This window comes from Hyalangium versicolor (genome assembly GCF_020103695.1).
GTDB lineage: Bacteria > Myxococcota > Myxococcia > Myxococcales > Myxococcaceae > Hyalangium > Hyalangium versicolor.
The window spans coordinates 132,095-149,341 of the sequence record NZ_JAHXBF010000006.1; the positions used below are offsets into that span (position 1 = coordinate 132,095).

General features: G+C 68.9%; 11 protein-coding genes. 5 read left to right on the forward strand and 6 right to left on the reverse strand.

Annotated features, from left to right (window positions below):
* Positions 1-8: 8 nt before the first annotated feature.
* Together KY501_RS14420 and KY501_RS14425 are read right to left on the reverse strand one after the other, a co-directional pair.
* A complete protein-coding gene (locus tag KY501_RS14420; protein WP_224363507.1) occupies positions 9-728 on the reverse strand; it encodes an AMIN-like domain-containing (lipo)protein in 720 nt (239 codons plus the stop codon).
* A 95-nt stretch (positions 729-823) separates the two neighbouring features.
* Entirely contained in the window at positions 824-1,828 is a 1,005-nt protein-coding gene (locus KY501_RS14425) for a DUF1028 domain-containing protein (protein WP_224363508.1), read from the reverse strand.
* Between the two features lie 402 nt (positions 1,829-2,230).
* Between KY501_RS14425 and KY501_RS14430 the strand changes: the two genes are divergently transcribed.
* The 4 genes from KY501_RS14430 to KY501_RS14445 all read left to right on the forward strand — a co-directional run bounded on the left by KY501_RS14430 (position 2,231) and on the right by KY501_RS14445 (position 6,753).
* Positions 2,231-2,791, forward strand: a complete 561-nt coding sequence (locus KY501_RS14430) for a peptidoglycan-binding domain-containing protein (protein WP_224363509.1) — start codon at positions 2,231-2,233, stop codon at positions 2,789-2,791.
* 125 nt (positions 2,792-2,916) lie between these two features.
* Positions 2,917-4,212 carry a pyridoxal phosphate-dependent aminotransferase gene (locus tag KY501_RS14435; protein WP_224363510.1) on the forward strand — a complete coding sequence of 432 codons (1,296 nt, stop codon included), beginning with the start codon at positions 2,917-2,919 and terminating at the stop codon, positions 4,210-4,212.
* A 97-nt stretch (positions 4,213-4,309) separates the two neighbouring features.
* Positions 4,310-5,599 carry an NTP/NDP exchange transporter gene (locus KY501_RS14440; protein ID WP_224363511.1) on the forward strand — a complete coding sequence of 430 codons (1,290 nt, stop codon included), beginning with the start codon at positions 4,310-4,312 and terminating at the stop codon, positions 5,597-5,599.
* 35 nt (positions 5,600-5,634) lie between these two features.
* A complete protein-coding gene (locus tag KY501_RS14445; RefSeq protein WP_224363512.1) occupies positions 5,635-6,753 on the forward strand; it encodes an SDR family oxidoreductase in 1,119 nt (372 codons plus the stop codon).
* Here the strand turns inward: KY501_RS14445 and KY501_RS14450 are convergent, their stop codons facing one another.
* Entirely contained in the window at positions 6,754-8,202 is a 1,449-nt protein-coding gene (locus tag KY501_RS14450; RefSeq protein ID WP_224363513.1) for a GAF domain-containing protein, read from the reverse strand.
* Positions 8,203-8,467: 265 nt separating this feature from the next.
* Entirely contained in the window at positions 8,468-8,809 is a 342-nt protein-coding gene (locus tag KY501_RS14455) for a hypothetical protein (RefSeq protein ID WP_224363514.1), read from the reverse strand.
* Positions 8,810-9,237: 428 nt separating this feature from the next.
* Between KY501_RS14455 and KY501_RS14460 the strand changes: the two genes are divergently transcribed.
* Positions 9,238-13,773: a DNA topoisomerase 3 gene (locus KY501_RS14460; RefSeq protein WP_224363515.1), complete on the forward strand. Its 4,536-nt coding sequence runs from the start codon at positions 9,238-9,240 to the stop codon at positions 13,771-13,773.
* Here the strand turns inward: KY501_RS14460 and KY501_RS14465 are convergent.
* On the reverse strand, positions 13,766-15,643 hold the full coding sequence (locus KY501_RS14465; RefSeq protein WP_224363516.1) for a TolB family protein: 1,878 nt from the start codon (positions 15,641-15,643) through the stop codon (positions 13,766-13,768). The two genes, KY501_RS14460 and KY501_RS14465, sit on opposite strands and share 8 nt — an antisense overlap.
* Positions 15,644-15,697: 54 nt before the next feature.
* Positions 15,698-17,149: a cardiolipin synthase gene (gene cls / locus KY501_RS14470; protein WP_224363517.1), complete on the reverse strand. Its 1,452-nt coding sequence runs from the start codon at positions 17,147-17,149 to the stop codon at positions 15,698-15,700.
* Positions 17,150-17,247 lie beyond the last annotated feature (98 nt).

Below are 17,247 nucleotides of genomic sequence, written 5' to 3' on the forward strand. Positions count from 1 at the left end.
CCGGGCCCTCACTGCTGCACGTCGACGACGAGGCGGGTGGGCTCATGTAGCTCCATCACCCGGTACTTGTTGGGGTGCGCGTTGCCGAGCACCCACGTCACCTCACCCTCGAAGTCACAGGTCCGTTCCAGCTCCTGGATGACGGGCAGGGCCGCCTTGCGCTCGAGCTCGGTCACCGTCGACTTGCCGCCCTCATGCGCCTGGGCAGGCAGCAGGCGCACCTCGAGCCATGCCTGGCCCGCCACTTCCGTGGGGTTGCCCGAGCCGCACTTGGTGATCGGCTTGTCCACATACTGGAGCTCGTAGCCGGGCACCTGCGGCCCGTCGAACTCGAACACCACGCGATCGAAGCCCTCGTTCCGAGCCGCGCGCACGGAGCGCAGCGTCACCGGCGACAGCCCCTGGCGCGCCAGCTTCACGCTCCCGGCGGTCCACTCGCGATTCTTCGCATCTTCGGAAGCTGCTTGCCCTTGAGCGGGGCTCGGGCTCGGCGGGGGAGCCGCGGTGTCTACGGGCGCTGCAGGGGGCGGCGGCTCCGGAGTGGTTGTGGGAGCCGGAGTGGGCGGGGGCGCCGGAGCGGGAGGATCCTCTTTGGGGGTTGCGGGAGCGGGGCTGCCGGTCGCCGGCAGGGGGGCAGGCTCTTCCTTCTTCGAGCACCCCACCGCCGCCAGGCAGCCCGCGAGCCAGAGCCACCGCATCCCACGTCCGAACCCTCTCGCCAGCGTCATCCGTCACTCTCCTGGAGGCCTGTGTCCTCGACAGGCCGACGGCCTCCCTCTCGCATGGGAGGCCCCGTGCATTCCAGTGTGGAGTGACAGGCGCCTCACGGCGCGGGCACGAGCGTCCCCGGCGCGGCGCGGAGGATGAACTGCAGCAGCGGTCCATCGATCTTCCTCACGCCGCGGTACTCCGGAATCGAGGCCCGGGGGAAGAGCACGTTGCTGGCCTGGAACGCCGTCAGCGCATCCTCGAGGTTGTCGTTCCAACGCCCATCCATGGAGCCATGGTAGTAGTCCAGGTCGCGCAGCTCGTGTTTCAGGCTCCGGATGGTGGAGTCATCGAGCGTCACCTGATCCGCGGGATCCGCCGGGGCCACCTGCCCCAGGTACCGGTAGAGCTCCTCCTCCAGCGCCGCCAGAGCGTTCGCCTTTCCCGACACCGAGGCATCCGCGAGCAGCGGGGTGACGGCGCTCAGCGGAGAGACGGCGGACCAGACCCGCAGGGTGGCGGAGCGTTCGCCGCGCGTATCCCGCCCCACGCCGATGCCCGCCTTGAGCGCCGCCATCAGCCGCATCGCGAGGCTTCCGGAGGCCCGCGTGAAGCCTTCCGCCATGGCCTGGCAGATGGCCGCATTCGTCTGCCCCGCGGCCTGCACGGCGTAGGTGGCACCCGCCACCGCGCACCGCTGCGTCCAGCTCGCATCGCCCGTGAACTGCCCCACGCGCACCGTGCCGTGGGAGTCCAGCGACACCACACCCACCTGGCGCATGGCCGCGCCCGGATCCGCGGCGAGCACCGCGGTGAGCGCCGCTTGCGGCGTCTCGCCCGACTCCACGCGGTCCATGATGGCCTGCGCCTCGTCCGTGGAGGGCAGCATCTGGGACGCCACCGCCACGCGCGGCCGCCCATGGGGCACCGTCGACGACGTGACGGGGAAGGAGATCACCGCCACGCCGCACGATTGGGTGGCCGCATCACACGCGACGATGGAGCGCGTGCCGAGCACGTTCAGGTTGAGGGTCGGAGTGCCCATACCCCCTTCCGCGGAGGCCGAAGCCGCCACCAGGAGCATGGACAGGAGAAGAATCGATCGAGAGATGTGCTTCATGGTGTGGGCCTCGGAAACGGCGCTTCCAACGGGCAAGCGAGTCCTGAGAGCGTTTTCATCCTCTCACTTCCTTGAAGAACAGCTCTCCACGGGAGAGTGAGGATGTCTGATTATATATCACTCTCAGACAATACATTTATTTCCGATATTCACCGGTTTTGCAATGGCGCTCTCGGGCAATCCAACGTTGCATGGTGAAGCGATGAGACGTGGGTGATCAGACACTCAGGGAGGGGGTCTCACGCGACGCCAGTCATTCTCAACCCGCGAGGGTAATAATTCGCTGACAACAACCCACCTTTGAGGTATCAATGCGCCTCACATGTCGGGGGGGCTGGCTTCATGCGCGGACAGTCTCGGTTGGCGCCCCCCTGTCAGGTAATCCAACGTCTGGAGTTGCCGATGCCCTCCGCGCCATCTGTCTCGGAATCGTCCTGCGCAGCCGAGTTACCTGCCGCTCTCAAGCACGGCGCCTGTGGCCTGGAAGTCGAGTACCTGCAGCGTCAGTTGGAGGAAGCAGGCTTCTCACCGGGCGCGGTGGATGGCGTGTTTGGTGCGAAGACGAAGGCGGCGGTGATGGCGTTCCAGCGGGCGCGCGGCCTGGAGGTGGATGGGGTTGCCAGTCCACGGACGTGGGCGGCGCTGGACACGCGCCGGGGCTCGGGGCTGCGGCCCATCCTGAAGCGCGGGGGGGGTGAGCCGGCGGTGGTGGTGCTGCAGAAGGTGCTGGCCACGCACGGCTTCGATCCGGGCTCCAAGGACGGCGAGTTCGGCCCGAAGACGGAGCGCGCCGTGCTGGCCTTCCAGCGCGCCAAGGGCTTGGAGGCGGACGGTGTCGTGGGCCCCAAGACGTGGAACGCACTGGGGATGACGGCGCCTCGCTCCTTCCCCGCCGTGACAGGTCCGATGAAGGGGATTCCCCCAGCGGCCCTGGCCGTGGGTGCCAGGCCCTACCCCGTGTAAAGCAGTACCTGGACGTTCCATGCAGGCTCCATGGATGCTCCATGGATGCTCCACGGACGCCGCGCGGCGTGTATGGTCGCGCGTCCTTGGCGGCATGCGCCCCCGGCGCCCATTGGAGCGTTCTCATGGCCCTTGATCTCACCACCCTCCTCCCCAAGCGGGATGACACCTTTGTCGGCACGATGGCGCGAGGCCTCGTGGGCAGCGAAATCCTGCGGATCGCCGCGGAGATCCGCGAGCTGACGGCGCAAGGCCGCAAGGTGTGCAACCTCACCGTGGGTGATTTCAGCCCCCGGGAGTTCCCCATCCCCACCCAGTTGAACCAGGGCATCGCGAGTGCGCTGCAGGCGGGGGAGACGAACTATCCGCCCTCGGACGGCGTGTTGGATCTGCGCCAGAGCGTGCAGCGCTTCTACGAGCGGGCGCTGGGGCTGAAGTACCCGCTGGAGGGCATTGTCATCGCGGGAGGCGCGCGGCCCATCATCTATGGCACCTACCGCACGGTGCTGAACGAGGGCGACACGGTCATCTACCCGGTGCCCTCGTGGAACAACAACCACTACACGCACATGATGGGGGCGAAGGACACGGTGGTTGTCACGGCCCCCGAGCACGGCTTCATGCCGACAGTGGAGCAACTTGCTCCGCACCTGTCGAGCGCCCGGTTGCTATGCCTGTGCAGTCCGCTCAACCCCACGGGGACGATGATCAGCCCCGAGGTGCTCAAGGCCATCTGCGAGCGCATCGTCGCGGAGAACCGCGGGCGCAAGGAGCGGGGGCAGCCGCCGCTGATCCTCATGTACGATCAGATCTACTGGACGCTGAGCTTCGGCGGGACGAAGCACGTGACGCCTGTGGAGTTGGTGCCGGAGATGGCGCACTACACGGTGTTCGTGGACGGCATCTCCAAGTCGTTCGCAGCCACGGGCGTGCGAGTGGGGTGGGGCGTGGGCCCGCCGGCGCTCATCTCCCGGATGCGGGACGTGATTGGTCACGTGGGGGCGTGGGCGCCCAAGGCGGAGCAGGTGGCGGTGGCGCGCGCGCTGGATGACGTGCAGGGCACGGCGTCCTTCATGGAGACGATGAGGCGCCGGGTGGACGAGCGGTTGCTGGCGCTGCACCAGGGCTTCACGAAGATGCGCGAGGCCGGGCTGCCGGTGCGAGCCATCTCTCCCCAGGGTGCCATCTACCTTTCGGTCCAGTTCGACCTGGTGGGCAAGGCGGGGCTGAAGACAAACGATGCGATTCGCAAGCTGCTGCTGGAGAAGGCGAGCTTCGCGGTGGTGCCCTTCCAGGCGTTCGGGCTGATGGAGGACACGGGGTGGTTCCGGCTCTCGGTGGGCGCCGTCTCCATGCAGGAAATCGAAGAGGCGCTGCCCCGGGTGGAAGCGGCCCTGCGTGCCGTGCTGGGTGGGTCCTGAGAGCCCTCGCTCGCGCGGCAGGCGGGCAACGGGAATAGCTTCCGAGGGTAGGGGTTGGGGCGGCGGTAAGCTGCCCCGAGGATTGCGACCTTCATCCATGCTCAAGCGATTCGTCGACGTGCGGGAGGAGGAGCTGAAGGCGGTCCTCTGGTCCTTCCTCTACTTCTTCACGTTGATGTGTGGGTACTTCATCCTCAAGCCGGTGCGTGACGAGATGGGCACGGCCGGCGGGGTGAAGGATCTCAAGAAGCTGTGGACGGCCACCTTCGTGGTGATGATGGTGGCGGTGCCGCTCTACTCGGCGCTGGTGGCGCGCTGGCCTCGCAAGCGCGTCATCCCGTTCGTCTATCGCTTCTTCCTGCTCAACCTGTTGGGCTTCTTCGTGGTGCTGAAGCTGGGGTTGGCCAGTGGGATGGTGGCGCGGGCCTTCTACGTGTGGCTCAGCGTCTACAACCTCTTCGTCGTCTCCGTGTTCTGGAGCTTCATGGCGGACCTGTTCGTCAGCGAGCAGGGCCGGCGCCTCTTCGGCTTCATCTCCGCGGGCGGGACGGCGGGCATCCTCGTGGGGCTGTTGTTGGTGCGGGAGCTCGCCCACCCGCTGGGCCCCGTCAACCTCATCCTCATCACCGCGGCGCTGCTCGAGGTGAGCGCGCAGTGCGTCCAGCGGCTGTCGTACTGGGCCCGTGACGTCCAGTCGCCGCCCTCGGTCGGAGCTCCGGTGGGAGGCGGCGTGCTGTCCGGCCTCAAGCTGCTGGCCACCTCGCCCTTCCTGCTGGCGCTGGGGCTGCAGACGGTGTTCTACGCCGTCACCTCCTCGTTCCTGTACATCCTCCAGGCGAAGCTGGTGGACACGGTGGCCAGTGGCGCGGCGGCGCGCACCACGGCGTTCGCCAACATCGAGCTGTGGGTGCAGGTCCTCACCCTGTTGATCCAGGCCTTCGTCACCGGGCGGGTCATCTCCCGGTTGGGACTGGCGGCGGCCATGGCCGTGGCTCCGGTGCTCACGGGCCTGGGCTTTGTGAGCCTGGCGCTGGTGCCCGCCATTGCGCTCTTCGTCGCCGTGCGCTCGCTGCGCGGCGCCGCGCACTACGCGCTGGAGCGCCCCTCGCGGGAGGTCCTCTTCACCACGGTGACTCGCGAGGAGAAGTACAAGGCCAAGAGTTTCATCGATACGGTGGTGTACCGAGGAGCGGACGTGGTGGGGGGCTGGATGGAAGGTGGAGTCTCCGCGCTGGGGCTCGGGGCCTCGGGGGTGCTGTTGGCGGCCGTGCCCATGGCCGGGCTGTGGCTGACCATCTCCATGTATCTGTCCCGGCACTCGCGGGTGAGAGGTGGCGCGCCAGTGGCCCCGCTGGCCTCCGTGTCGGGAGACGCTCCGGCGCGTTGAGGGTTTCGAATCATCTGAGGAGGGGGAACACAGCCATGACGCTGTCTCGCAGAGGTCTCATCCAGGGAGCGGCCGCGGCCGGCTCGTTCTGGGCGGTCGGGTGCGCATCCACGAAGGAGGGGGGCTCGTCCACTCAGGGGGCTCCCGTTTCGAAGAAGAAGATCCTCATCCTGGGTGGCACGGGTTTCCTCGGGCCGGCGCTGGTGGAGGCGGCGCTTCCCCGCGGCCATGCCCTCACCCTCTTCAACCGCGGCAAGACACGGCCCGAATTGTTCCCCACGGTAGAGAAGCTCCATGGGGACCGCGACGGCCACCTCGAGGCCCTGGCAGGCCGCAAGTGGGACGCCGTCATCGACACGTCGGGTTATGTGCCTCGGGTGGTGAAGGCCAGCGCCGAGCTGCTCGCGCCCAACGTGGGGCAGTACGTCTTCATCTCCACCATCTCCGTCTACAAGGACATGGACCGCTACGGCATCGACGAGAACTCCGCCGTGGCCACCGTGGAGGATGAGAAGACGGAGGATGTCTCCCAGCACTACGGCGCCCTCAAGGCCCTGAGCGAGAAGGCCGCCGAGGCCTCCATGCCTGGCCGTACCACCGTCGTCCGCCCGGGCCTCATCGTCGGCGAGGGAGACCCCACGGACCGCTTCACCTACTGGCCGGTGCGAGTGGCTCGCGGCGGCGAGGTGCTCGCTCCCGGCGATGGCGCTGACCCGGTGCAGTTCATCGATGTGAGGGACCTGGCCGCCTTCATCCTTGGCCTGGTGGAGCAGCGCGTGGTGGGTACCTTCAACGCGGCAGGCCCCGCAAGCACCCTCTCCATGCGGGGGCTGCTCGAGGCGTGCAAGACGGCCAGTGGCAGCGATGCCTCCTTCACCTGGGTGGAGGCGGACTGGCTGGTGGAGCAGCAGAAGGTGATGCCGTGGCGGGACATGCCGGTGTGGGTCCCCCGAGAGGGCGAGGACAAGGGCATGGGCCGGGTGAGCAACGCTCGGGCCCTGGCTCGGGGGCTCACGTGCCGCCCCACCGTGGACACCGCGCGGGACACCCTGGCCTGGTTCAAGTCCCAACCGCCCGAGCGCCAGGCGAAGCTGCGCTCAGGGGTGACTCCCGAACGGGAGCGCGAGGTGCTCGCCGCGTGGCACCAGCGCTGATCAGAAGTCCCGCAGGAGGAGCTCCTCCGCGTACTCGGCCGTCACATCCCGGTACACGGAGACCTGGCCGAAGTTGCCATCGGCGAAGGCTACTGGCCGCGATGTCCAACGCACCATGCGCCCCGGAGGCTGCCGGAGTTCGAAGTCCTCACGCCCCACGTACGGGCCCTCCGGGAGGATGAGCATGCGCCGCAGGAAGTCCGGGGGATCCGCGAACCGCTCCGAGAAGCCGCGAAGGAACTCCTCGCGGTTCATGCCGATCAGCTCGGACACGGTCCGATCCGCGATGGCGGCCATGTACTCATTGGCGAAGAGAATGGTGCGCTTGTGGTCGAGCAGGAGCACCGCATCGTCCAGCCCGTTCAGTGTGGCGGCCAGGACGTCCGCACGCAGGCGATCCGCCGCATGTGCGCCGCGCGAGGCATTCAGCGCGTCCTGACTCTTGCTGAGCTGGGAGCGCAGCTCGAGATCTCCCGCCACCCGGCGCGCCAGCGCCACCAGCGCGTCCACCTGTTCGGAGGAAATGGACAAGGGTTTGTGATCGAGGATGCACAGCGTGCCCAGCACCGTGCCCTCCCGGGTGATGAGGGGCGCGCCCGCGTAGGAGCGGAACAGGCCCTCGCGCACCAGCCGGTTGGTGGAGAACACCGGGTGGGTCGCCGCGTCGGGGACGATCAGCGGCTCGGGTTGGTCCGCCTCCACCACGTGCGCGCAGAGCGCGACATCGCGCTCCGTGCCTCGATCCTGCAGCACCTTGCCGCCGATCCCCACGTGGGCCTTGAACCACTGCCGATCCTCCAGGACGAGCGAGAGCAGCGCGATGGGCACGTTGAAGGCACGCGCCGTTTCCTGCACCAGGCTCTGCAACTGCTCGTCCGGAGGCGCATCGTCGACGAGCCGCAGGCTGGCGATCTTCGCCAGGCGCGCCTGCTCCCGGGTGAGCAGCGAGGGATTCGTGGAGGAGGCGCTTGCCCGGGGCGGCGCTCGGAGGATGGGAGGATCCAACGCGGGGAGTGCGGGCAGGGCGGGCAGTGGGCTCGGGGGCGCCGAGGCGGAGGAAGCCGGGGGCTCGGGCAGCTTGCGGCCAAGGACGCGATGGAGCGCCCGCCGAATGGACTCGATGGGCGCCGCCTTGGCGAGGACTTCGTTGATGCCGAACTCCTCTTTCCGCTCGAGGGCCGCGGTCCGCATCTTCACGAACGAGGAGAGGACGATGACCCGGACGTCGGGCGCATGCTTGCGGAGCTCGCGGATCAGCTGAAAGCCGTCCACGCCCGCGAGGGACAACTCCGTGAGCACCAGAGCGGGCGCCTCGTCCCGAAGCTTGAAGGCTGCCCTGGCAGCCACCCCATCCTGGGCGGCCACGGGCTCGAGGCCGGCTTCGGCCAACAGCGCGCGGTACTTCGAGGAACAAGCGGTATTCGGCTCGACGATCAGTCCCCAGGCCATGGCCGCTCTACCTACTCACCCTGCCTGCCCGCCGCAACCGGACCCCTCAAAAAGCCAAGGGGGATGCCCCTCATCGAGGCATCCCCCCTGCCGACCTGTGCGCGGTTCCGCTCCCCCCTCCCGGTGAGCAGTTCCGCATCAGATCTCCCGACCGAAGTGTCCCGCCCGGCATGCGGAACACTATTCCTCCACGCCCTGGGATGGCGGGGCCCTTGGCTTCCCCGTCATCCTTCCACTTCAGAAAGGGCCACCTGGACGGTGGCGTTCAGCGGCGCTCCACCAGGACGGCCAGCGCTCCCCGGTGCCGGTGGAGGGTGAAGACCCGGCGGACTTGCCGGCGCGCCACGGCCTCGGGAGTGCTCTCCCGGGTGGGCAGCAGCGAGGCAAGCAGAGTCCTCCCCTCCACCACCACACGCACCGAGGCTGTCACTCCCACCGCCTCCAGGGCCCGGAGCTGGCTGCGCTTCGCATGAGCGAGCACGGCCAGCGGCGAGGCCAGGCGGATCGGAACCGTGACGAGAGGGCGGGCCACCCGCTGCGAGCGGGTCTGTCGCTGGGGAGCCGGGGCACTCGCGCCGGACTCTCCGAGCAGGACCGTCCGGGCCACCCCCCCTCTTGCTTCCCCCCGCCGCGAACGGTGCTGCGAAAGCGACTGCATGCTGGTCTCTCCGTTGATCGAGCCTTGGTGATTGCGCATTGGAACGACTCCCCCCGTGCCCTCGCGCACCCGGAGGTCGCGCAAGCAGCGAGGAGGATGATGGACAAAAGGGCCGCCGGAGTTTTCCTGGCCAGCGCCAAACACTTGCGTTCGGACGCCACGCTTGTCAGGAACCCGCGGCCCGGGCTGCGCCCCAAGTCTCGGAGTACGGGCGCTTCACCCGAGGTGCGAGGTAGGCTCCCCGGTGGCACAGGGAGCAGCCTCATCAGGTAGGACCTCAGAGAGGAGCACGATGTCGGTCCAGCACGATAAGGAAGAGGTTCGTCCGGGGGGCCCGATCGCATCGAGGCGGGGAGGATGAGGTAGGAGGGGAAGGCATGAGGTGGGATGCGATGGGCGCAGGACGTGAAGCGGAGAGGACCCGAGAGGTGGGCCGCGAGGGGGCTCAACGGGGTCGTGCGTCCGTGCTCGCGGTGGTGGCGGAGAAGCCGGCGGTGGCGCGGGACATCGCTCGGGCGTTGGGGGCCTCGCAGCGGGGCGAGGGCTGGTTCCGAGGCAATGGCTATGTGGTGACGTGGGCCATCGGGCACCTGGTGGGGCTGGCGCAGCCGCACGAGATGCGGCCCGAGTGGAAGCGCTGGAGCCGCGAGCAGTTGCCCCTGCTGCCTCGCGAGTGGCCGCTGGTGGTGGCCGAGGGCACGCGCTCGCAGTTCTCGGTGGTGCGCGAGGTGATGAACGCGGCTGAGGTGAGCGCGGTGGTGTGCGCCACGGATGCGGGGCGCGAGGGCGAGCTCATCTTCCGGTACATCTACGAGGCGGCCGGGTGCCGCAAGCCGGTGAAGCGGCTGTGGGTGTCGTCGCTGACGGAGAGCGCCATCCGCGAGGGCTTCCGGCAGCTCAAGGAGGGTGGGGCGTACGACGCGCTGGCGGATGCGGCGAAGGGGCGCAGCCGGGCCGACTGGCTGGTGGGGATGAACCTGTCCCGGCTCTACACGCTGGGGGGCGGGGAGGTGTTGTCGGTGGGGCGGGTGCAGACGCCCACGCTGGCGATGGTGGTGGAGCGCGAGCTGGTCATCCGCGACTTCGTCCCCGAGGACTATCTGGAGGTGGTGGCCACCTTCGCGCCCCAGGCGGAGGGTGTGCCCAAGGGGACGCACTACCGGGGCACGTGGTTTCGCGAGGTGGATCCGAAGACGGGGGCGCGGCTGCCCGAGGGCGCTCGCGAGGCCCGGCGGCTGAATGCGGACGGGGTAGAGGCGGGCGAGGTGATGGCGCGGGTGCGGACGGGGCGGGCGGCCATCGAGTCGCTCACGTCCGAGACGAAGAAGATGGCGCCCCCGCTGTTGTACGACTTGACGGAGCTGCAGCGGCACGCGAACCGGCTGTATGGCTTCAGCGCGCAGCGGACGCTGGAGCTGGCGCAGGCGCTGTATGAGCGGCACAAGCTGCTGAGCTACCCGCGCACCTCCAGCCGGCACCTGTCGACGGAGATGGCGGCCACGCTGCCCGATGTGGTGCGGGCGATTCGCGGGCCGTACCAGCCGCTGCTCGCGCCGGGCACGGGTGAACGGCCCCTGGGCAGGCGCTTCGTGGATGACGCGAAGGTGACGGACCACCACGCCATCGTGCCGACGCCCACGTCTCCGGATGATGTGAAGCTGTCGCCGGACGAGCGCCGCATCTATGAGCTCGTGTGCCGCCGGTTGCTCGCGGCGTGGCACGAGGACCATGTCTGGTCCGTCACCACGGTCATCACTGCGGTGAGTTCACCCGGAGCGTCCGGTGGGCCCGAGCGGGTAGATCGCTTCCACAGCTCGGGCACACAGGTGGTGCGCGCCGGGTGGAAGGTGCTGGATGTGGGCGGGGCGAAGCCTCCGAAGGAGCGTCCGGGCAAGGCCGAGAAGGAGGAGGGCGAGGGCCGGGAGCCGGAGGAGGATGCGCAGGATCTGCCCCCCGGGCTGCAGAGCGGACAGCCCCAGCGAGTGGAGGATGTGGAGGCGGTGAAGAAGCGCACGCGCCCGCCACCGCGCTTCACGGACGCGTCGCTGCTGACGGCGATGGAGACGGCGGGGCGGACGCTGGATGAGAAGGAGCTGGCGGACGCGATGCGGGAGACAGGGCTGGGGACTCCGGCCACGCGTGCGTCCATCATCGAGGTGCTGCTGGAGCGCGAGTATCTACAGCGCCGGGGCAAATCGATGGAGGCGACGGAGAAGGGCATCCGCCTCATCCAGGTGGTGCACCCGGACGTGAAGACCCCGGCGATGACGGGCCAGTGGGAGGCGTGGCTCCAGCGCATCGAGCGTGGGCGAGGGGACCTCTCGGATTTTCTTCGGAGCATCGAGGCCTATGTCATCGAGGTGGTGGGCAAGGGGCCTGCGGCTGTTCCGCCCAGGACGCCCCCTGCCCCTCGCGCCCCCGTTTCCTCGGCACCCGTGGGGGAGGAGCAGCGGGAGGTCCGGGAGCGGCCTGTTGCTGCGGCAGCGGAGATTCCTCCGGTCGCGGCTCGGGCTGAGACCGGGTCGCGCTCCGCGAAGCCTCGGGCAGAGTCTGCTTCCACCGCAGCCTCCTCACGTCCTCGGGCGGGAGTTGCGCCAGCGCCGGGAGCTTCCGTTTCTCGTCGAGAGCCCCGTGAACCCACTCCGCCCGGAGAACTTCGGAAGCTCTTGAAGGAGGCTTTCGGCTTCGAGGACTTCCGTCCGTACCAGGAAGAGGTCTGCCGAGCAGCCACCGAGGGCGAGGACCTGCTGCTGGTGATGCCGACGGGCGCGGGCAAGTCCCTGTGCTACCAGCTCCCGGGCCTGGCTCGGGCGGGTACCACGCTGGTGGTGAGCCCCCTCATCGCGCTGATGGAGGATCAGGTGGCCCGGCTCCAGTCACTGGGGTTCGCGGCGGAGCGCATCCACTCGGGGCGGGACCGGGCCACGTCACGGCAGGTGTGCGCGGACTATCTCGAGGGCCGCCTGGACTTCCTCTTCATTGCTCCCGAGCGCCTCGGCGTCCCTGGCTTCGTGGAGCTGCTGGCCCGGCGCACGCCCTCGCTCATCGCCATCGATGAGGCGCACTGCATCTCGCAGTGGGGCCATGACTTCCGGCCGGATTACCGGCTGCTCGGGTCACGGTTGCCCATGCTTCGCCCGGCACCCGTGGTGGCGCTCACCGCCACGGCGACTCCGGATGTGCAGCGGGACATTGTTCAGCAGCTCGGATTGAAGGGCTCCCAGCGGGGCGGCGCGGCTCGCACCTTCATCCATGGCTTCCGCCGCACCAACATCGCCATCGAGATGCGCGAGCTCAATCCCGGCCAGCGCGGCGATGCGATCCGCGATGTGTTGTCCGAGCCATCGAGGCGTCCGGCCATCGTCTACGCCTCCACGCGCAAGCATGCCGAGCAGCTCGCGGAGCTGCTGAGCTCGGAGTTTCCCGCCGCCGTCTATCACGCCGGCATGCAGCCCGCGGATCGCGACCGCGTCCAGACCGCCTTCCTCGAGAGCCGCATTGAGGTCATCGTCGCCACGACGGCGTTCGGCATGGGCATCGACAAGCCGGATGTGCGCACCGTCTTCCACGCCGCGCTCCCGGCGAGCCTCGAGGGCTACTACCAGGAATTGGGCCGCGCCGGCCGGGATGGGAAGCCGTCTCGCGCGGTGTTGCTGCACTCGTACATAGATCGCCGCACCCACGAGTTCTTCCACCAGCGCGACTACCCGGATCCCTCGGTGCTGGAGCAGCTCTTCCGGGGGGCTCGCGCCGAGCTGGAGCCCAAGGAGGCCCTGCAGGCCCGCATGCGCGGCATGGATCCCGAGGTGTTCGACAAGGCGCTCGAGCAGCTGTGGATCCATGGCGGCCTGGAGGTGACTCCGGACGAGATGGTGCGCCGAGCCCGGCCCGGCTGGACGGCCTCGTATGCCGCGCAGCGCGAGCGCAAGCTGCTCCACCTGGAGCAGATGGGCCGCTATGCCGAGTCCTCCGGCTGCCGGATGCGTCACCTCGTGGAGCACTTCGGTGATGTGCAGGACTCGGGCAAGCCGTGCGGCCTGTGTGACGTGTGCTCCCCCGATGCCTGTGTCACCCTGCGCTTCGCCGAGCCCGGCGAGGGTGAGCTCACGGCCCTGGGACGCATCCTCGATGCGCTCCATGAGCGGGATGGGCAGGCGACAGGCCGCCTGCATCGCGAGCTCTTCGGAGAGTCCCTGCCACGCCGCGAGTTCGAGCGGCTCGTGGGCGGGCTGGTACGAGCGGGGCTGGCCCGGTTGGGCGAGGACTCGTTCGACAAGGACGGACAGCGCATCACCTTCCAGCGCCTGACGCTCACGCCCGAGGGTCAGCGCACCCGCGTCATCGAGCCGGACCTCGTGTTGTTGCCCATGCCGCTCGAAGCGAAGTCTTCGAAGAAGCGCCGCCTCCGGAAAGCCAAGGGCGAGGGCAAGCGCCCGGAGAAGCGCAGGCGCTCGGGGACATGGGAGCCCTCGGGCGCGCGAGGGGCTTCCGTGCGGCCGCACTCCTCCCGGCCCATGGCGAACGCTCCCGCGAGCCGCTCCCGCGTGGCTGCGGCTCCCGGAGCGCTCACGGTGGTTCCAGACTGGGAGGATGACGATTCGGCGGTGACAGGAGCAGAGCCCTGGGATGAAGAGGCCGACCTCGGCGTGCGGCGAGGCCGGGGTGGCCGCCCGGGGCCCGGAGAGCCCAGGCCTTCACCCGCGCTGGTGGAGGCCCTCAAGGCCTGGAGGCTCGCCGAGGCCCGGCGCCGCCGCATCCCCGCCTTCCGCATCCTCACGGACCGGGTGCTCGGCGCCATCGCCGCCGTGCGCCCCGTGGACAACGAGGCGCTCATGTCCATCCAGGGCGTGGGGCCGAAGCTCATCGAACGCTACGGCTCCCAACTCCTGGCGCTCGTCGGCCGCGTCAGTTGATGACGGGCACCACCTCGGTTGTCCACTGGGCGATGTGGTTGGACGTGGAGATGTCCTGGATGGGCAGGACGAAGGCCGGGTAGCTCGGATCCTCTCCGCGCGCCACGGCGTCCGGATCCACGGCGGAGAGCCACAGCAGGGTGCCACGCGGGTTCTCATCCCCACCGCCCGGCGGGTTGCGCAGCCCGAACTGGCGCGTGGACGAGAAGGTGAACCACAACAGCCGCGCGCTCGACGTCTTGTCCCGCTTGTAGACGAAGGGCGCCCACTTCGGGAACGAGTTGGTGAGCTGGCTCGTGCTGTCCCGCTTGCCCCGGGCGTTGGCGCGGGCCATGTCGATGGGCGTGGCGCCCGCCTCAGCCTTCACCGCGAACAGCTTCGCGCTCGGGTCGCTGTCCGCGTTGCAGTTCTTCTCGAAGCTGGAGCCGCTCGTGGGGCAGGTGGACTCGTCGTACACCACGAAGCTGCCATCCGGGGAGAAGGCCGGGTAATAGCGATTGCGCCCGTCCTGCGGGGGCACCAGCGTCACCGGAGCCTCCCAGCCCGACTGTCCCAGCGTCGTCATCTGGATGGAGCCCTTGCCGAAGCGCTGGTTCGTCCCCTTCACGCCCATCCTCACGTAGGCGATGCGCTTGCTGTCCGGCGCGAAGTCCGGGTGGTTGGCCGGGCTGGTGCTGCTGCCCGTGCCGGTGAGGCTCGCCTTCTTCTTCCCGGTGGTGCCGTCGAAGAGCATGAGGTTGAAGTCGGTGGCCCCGCTGTCCGCGTACACCCCCGCGTACTGCGAGCCATCCGGATCCCACGCCTCGAAGATGCTCTTGTCCGGAGAGCTGCTGCTCGTGCCGAAGGGCGCCATCAGCTCCTTGCGGCCCACGTCCAGCAGCACGAGCCGGCCGTCATTCTGCCCATTTGCCTCCGCGACGATCTTCTTTCCATCCCGAGACAGCGCGTGGCAGCCGATGCAGTTGGTGCCGACCAGCTCGGGGCCGACGTACTTCTCGCTCGTGGCGCGCGTCCAGCTGGTGAAGTCGTAGCGCATGATGGCGGTGGCGCCCGAGGTGGTCCAATAGTACAGGCCGCCCGTCAGGTCCTCCGCGGAGAAGCTCAGCTTCAGCGTGTCGGCCGTGCCCACCGCCGAGCCGGTGTCATCCGTGCCGCGCAGGGTGATGGTGAGGGGCTCGCCGCCGCGGTTGGTCTCCGCGAGCCACGCCCAGGTGGTGCGCTCCGGTTGATAGATGCAGCCGCCGTTCAGCGGGTTGGGGCAGCGCAGGTACACGGTGACGTCCGTCACGCTGTTGCGGAAGGACAGCTCGAACAGCGTGTTGCCGGTTCCCGGCAGGAAGTGCACCTCCTGGCCCCGCATGTTGGGAGGCATCATCACGCCATCGTTGGGGTAGACGAGGTCCGGCTTGCGCGAATCGCTCGCCGGGCCGTTGAAGCGCGCCGCGGCGTCGTCCGGCACGTTGTTGGAGGCCGGGTCCTTCACGGCCGCGCGGACCTTGATGCTCAGGCCGGTGCTGACGCTCAGGGCATCCACCTTGGCCGTCACCGTCGTCGTGCCGCCCTGGTTCAGCACGCTGTGGAAGGTGGCGGCCTGGAAGCCGCCGAGGAACGGGTTGTCCACGGACAGGGTGGCCTTGCCGGTGATATCGCGCTGGCCCTTCTCGAAGGTGCCGATGACCTTGTAGACGAGCTCACTCGGCGTCTTGCCGGCCTGCACCTCCAGGACGGCGTCCGCGGGTTCGATGGAGAGGGACTTCAGCCCGTCGATCGAGTTCGGATCCGTGTCCGTGCCGTCGGAGTCATCCCCCGAGCAGGCATACAGAGAGACTCCGAGCAGGGCCGCGAGCAGTGTGATGGGGATCAATCTCATGCGGCGCATTGTTCCGCATCGCTCCAGGAAGCGAAACCTCCCACGCTCGAATGATCAGAGATAGGGCGACAGCAGCCGGGCGAGCCCGTCCCTCAGGCGGATGGGCAGCGAGCGCCGCTCCACCTCCTCCAGCGTGAGCGGCCGCGCGCGAGAGAGCCGCTCGTCCACCACCGTCTCCAACCTGCGAGCCAGTTCCGCGTCGTAGCACTCCACATCGAACTCGAAGTTGAGCCGCAGCGAGCGCGGATCCCAGTTCGCCGAGCCGATCAGCGACCACATGCCATCCACCACCATGAGCTTGGCGTGATCGAACGGTGGCGCGGTGAGGAAGACGCGGCACCCGGGCTTCATCACCTGCCACAGTTGCGCCATGCTGGCCCACTGCACGAAGGGCAGGTTGCCGCGCTCGGGCAGCAGCAGGTCCACCCTCACCCCGCGCAGCGCCGCCACGTTGAGCGCGGTGATCAACCCCTGATCCGGCAGGAAGTAGGGCGTGATGATGCGCACCGAGTCCCGCGCCGAGGCCAGCGCGCCCAGCAGCGTCCAGCGGACGTTCTCGAAGTCCTCGTCCGGCCCGTCGGGGATGCCGCGTGCCATCACCGGGCCAGCTGGCCCCAGCGGAGGGAACCACGCCTCTCCGGACAGCCGCTCGCCCGTGGTGAAGGCCCAGTCCTCCGCGAACGTCTCCTGCAAGTGTCCCACCACCGGGCCCTCGAGCCGGAAGTGCAGATCCCTCGCGGCGTCCTCGCCCGGCAGGAAGTGCGCGCGGATGTTCATGCCTCCGGTGAAGCCCACCCGCCCGTCCACCACCATCACCTTGCGGTGGTTGCGCAGGTTCATGAAGGGGAGCCGCTTGGGCATGAGCGTGGGCAGGAAGCGCGCGGCCCGCACGCCCGCGCGCCGCAGCCTTCGGGTGATGGGCGGCCACGTGTAGCGGCTGCCCAGCGCATCCACCAGCACCCGCACCTCCACCCCGCGCTTCACCGCCTCGCTCAGCGCCTCCACGAAGCGCCGGCCCGCCATGTCATTGTCGAAGATGTAGCTGCACAGCGAGAGGGACACGCGCGCGCTGGCGATGGCCTCCAACATGGCAGGGTAGGCGTTCGTCCGGGACTCGAGCACGGTGACGCGGTTGCCCGGCAGCAGCGGCCGATGCACCACCGCGTCCACCACCCGGGCCAGCGAGGCCAGGTGTGCCCCCGAGGGCAGGGCCTCGGCCAGCGCCTGGGCTGTGAGCGGCACCATGCTTGGGGCGGGCTGGAAGCGTCCATGCTTCTGCCGCGACGTCAGCGAGCGCGCCCGGCGGCGGATCCGGTTGATGCCCAAGAGCAGGTACAGCACCGCGCCCAGCACCGGCACCAGCCAGATGAGCCCCACCCAGCTCACCGCCGCGCGCACGTCCCGCTTGCGCAGCACCGCGTGCCCGGAGGCCAGCACGCTCACGAGCACCGTGAGCACCGCCACCACGTGCGGTCCCACCTCTCTCACCCGTTGGAGCACGTCCATGGCAGGGCAATATGGGGCGGCCTCCCCGGGCCCGCCGGGCCAGTCGCTCGGGTGACTGAAAACAGGACATTCCTGTTCCAAATCAGGACGGCCACGAA

What these genes read in the sequence shown, in the direction of transcription:
- KY501_RS14430 (WP_224363509.1), top strand. Translation starts at nt 2,231, where the DNA reads ATGCCCTCCGCGCCATCTGTCTCGGAATCGTCCTGCGCAGCCGAGTTA.
- KY501_RS14425 (WP_224363508.1), bottom strand. Translation starts at nt 1,828, where the DNA reads ATGAAGCACATCTCTCGATCGATTCTTCTCCTGTCCATGCTCCTGGTG.
- KY501_RS14465 (WP_224363516.1), bottom strand. Translation starts at nt 15,643, where the DNA reads ATGAGATTGATCCCCATCACACTGCTCGCGGCCCTGCTCGGAGTCTCT.
- KY501_RS14450 (WP_224363513.1), bottom strand. Translation starts at nt 8,202, where the DNA reads ATGGCCTGGGGACTGATCGTCGAGCCGAATACCGCTTGTTCCTCGAAG.
- KY501_RS14445 (WP_224363512.1), top strand. Translation starts at nt 5,635, where the DNA reads ATGACGCTGTCTCGCAGAGGTCTCATCCAGGGAGCGGCCGCGGCCGGC.
- KY501_RS14435 (WP_224363510.1), top strand. Translation starts at nt 2,917, where the DNA reads ATGGCCCTTGATCTCACCACCCTCCTCCCCAAGCGGGATGACACCTTT.
- KY501_RS14440 (WP_224363511.1), top strand. Translation starts at nt 4,310, where the DNA reads ATGCTCAAGCGATTCGTCGACGTGCGGGAGGAGGAGCTGAAGGCGGTC.
- cls (WP_224363517.1), bottom strand. Translation starts at nt 17,149, where the DNA reads ATGGACGTGCTCCAACGGGTGAGAGAGGTGGGACCGCACGTGGTGGCG.
- KY501_RS14420 (WP_224363507.1), bottom strand. Translation starts at nt 728, where the DNA reads ATGACGCTGGCGAGAGGGTTCGGACGTGGGATGCGGTGGCTCTGGCTC.
- KY501_RS14460 (WP_224363515.1), top strand. Translation starts at nt 9,238, where the DNA reads ATGAGGTGGGATGCGATGGGCGCAGGACGTGAAGCGGAGAGGACCCGA.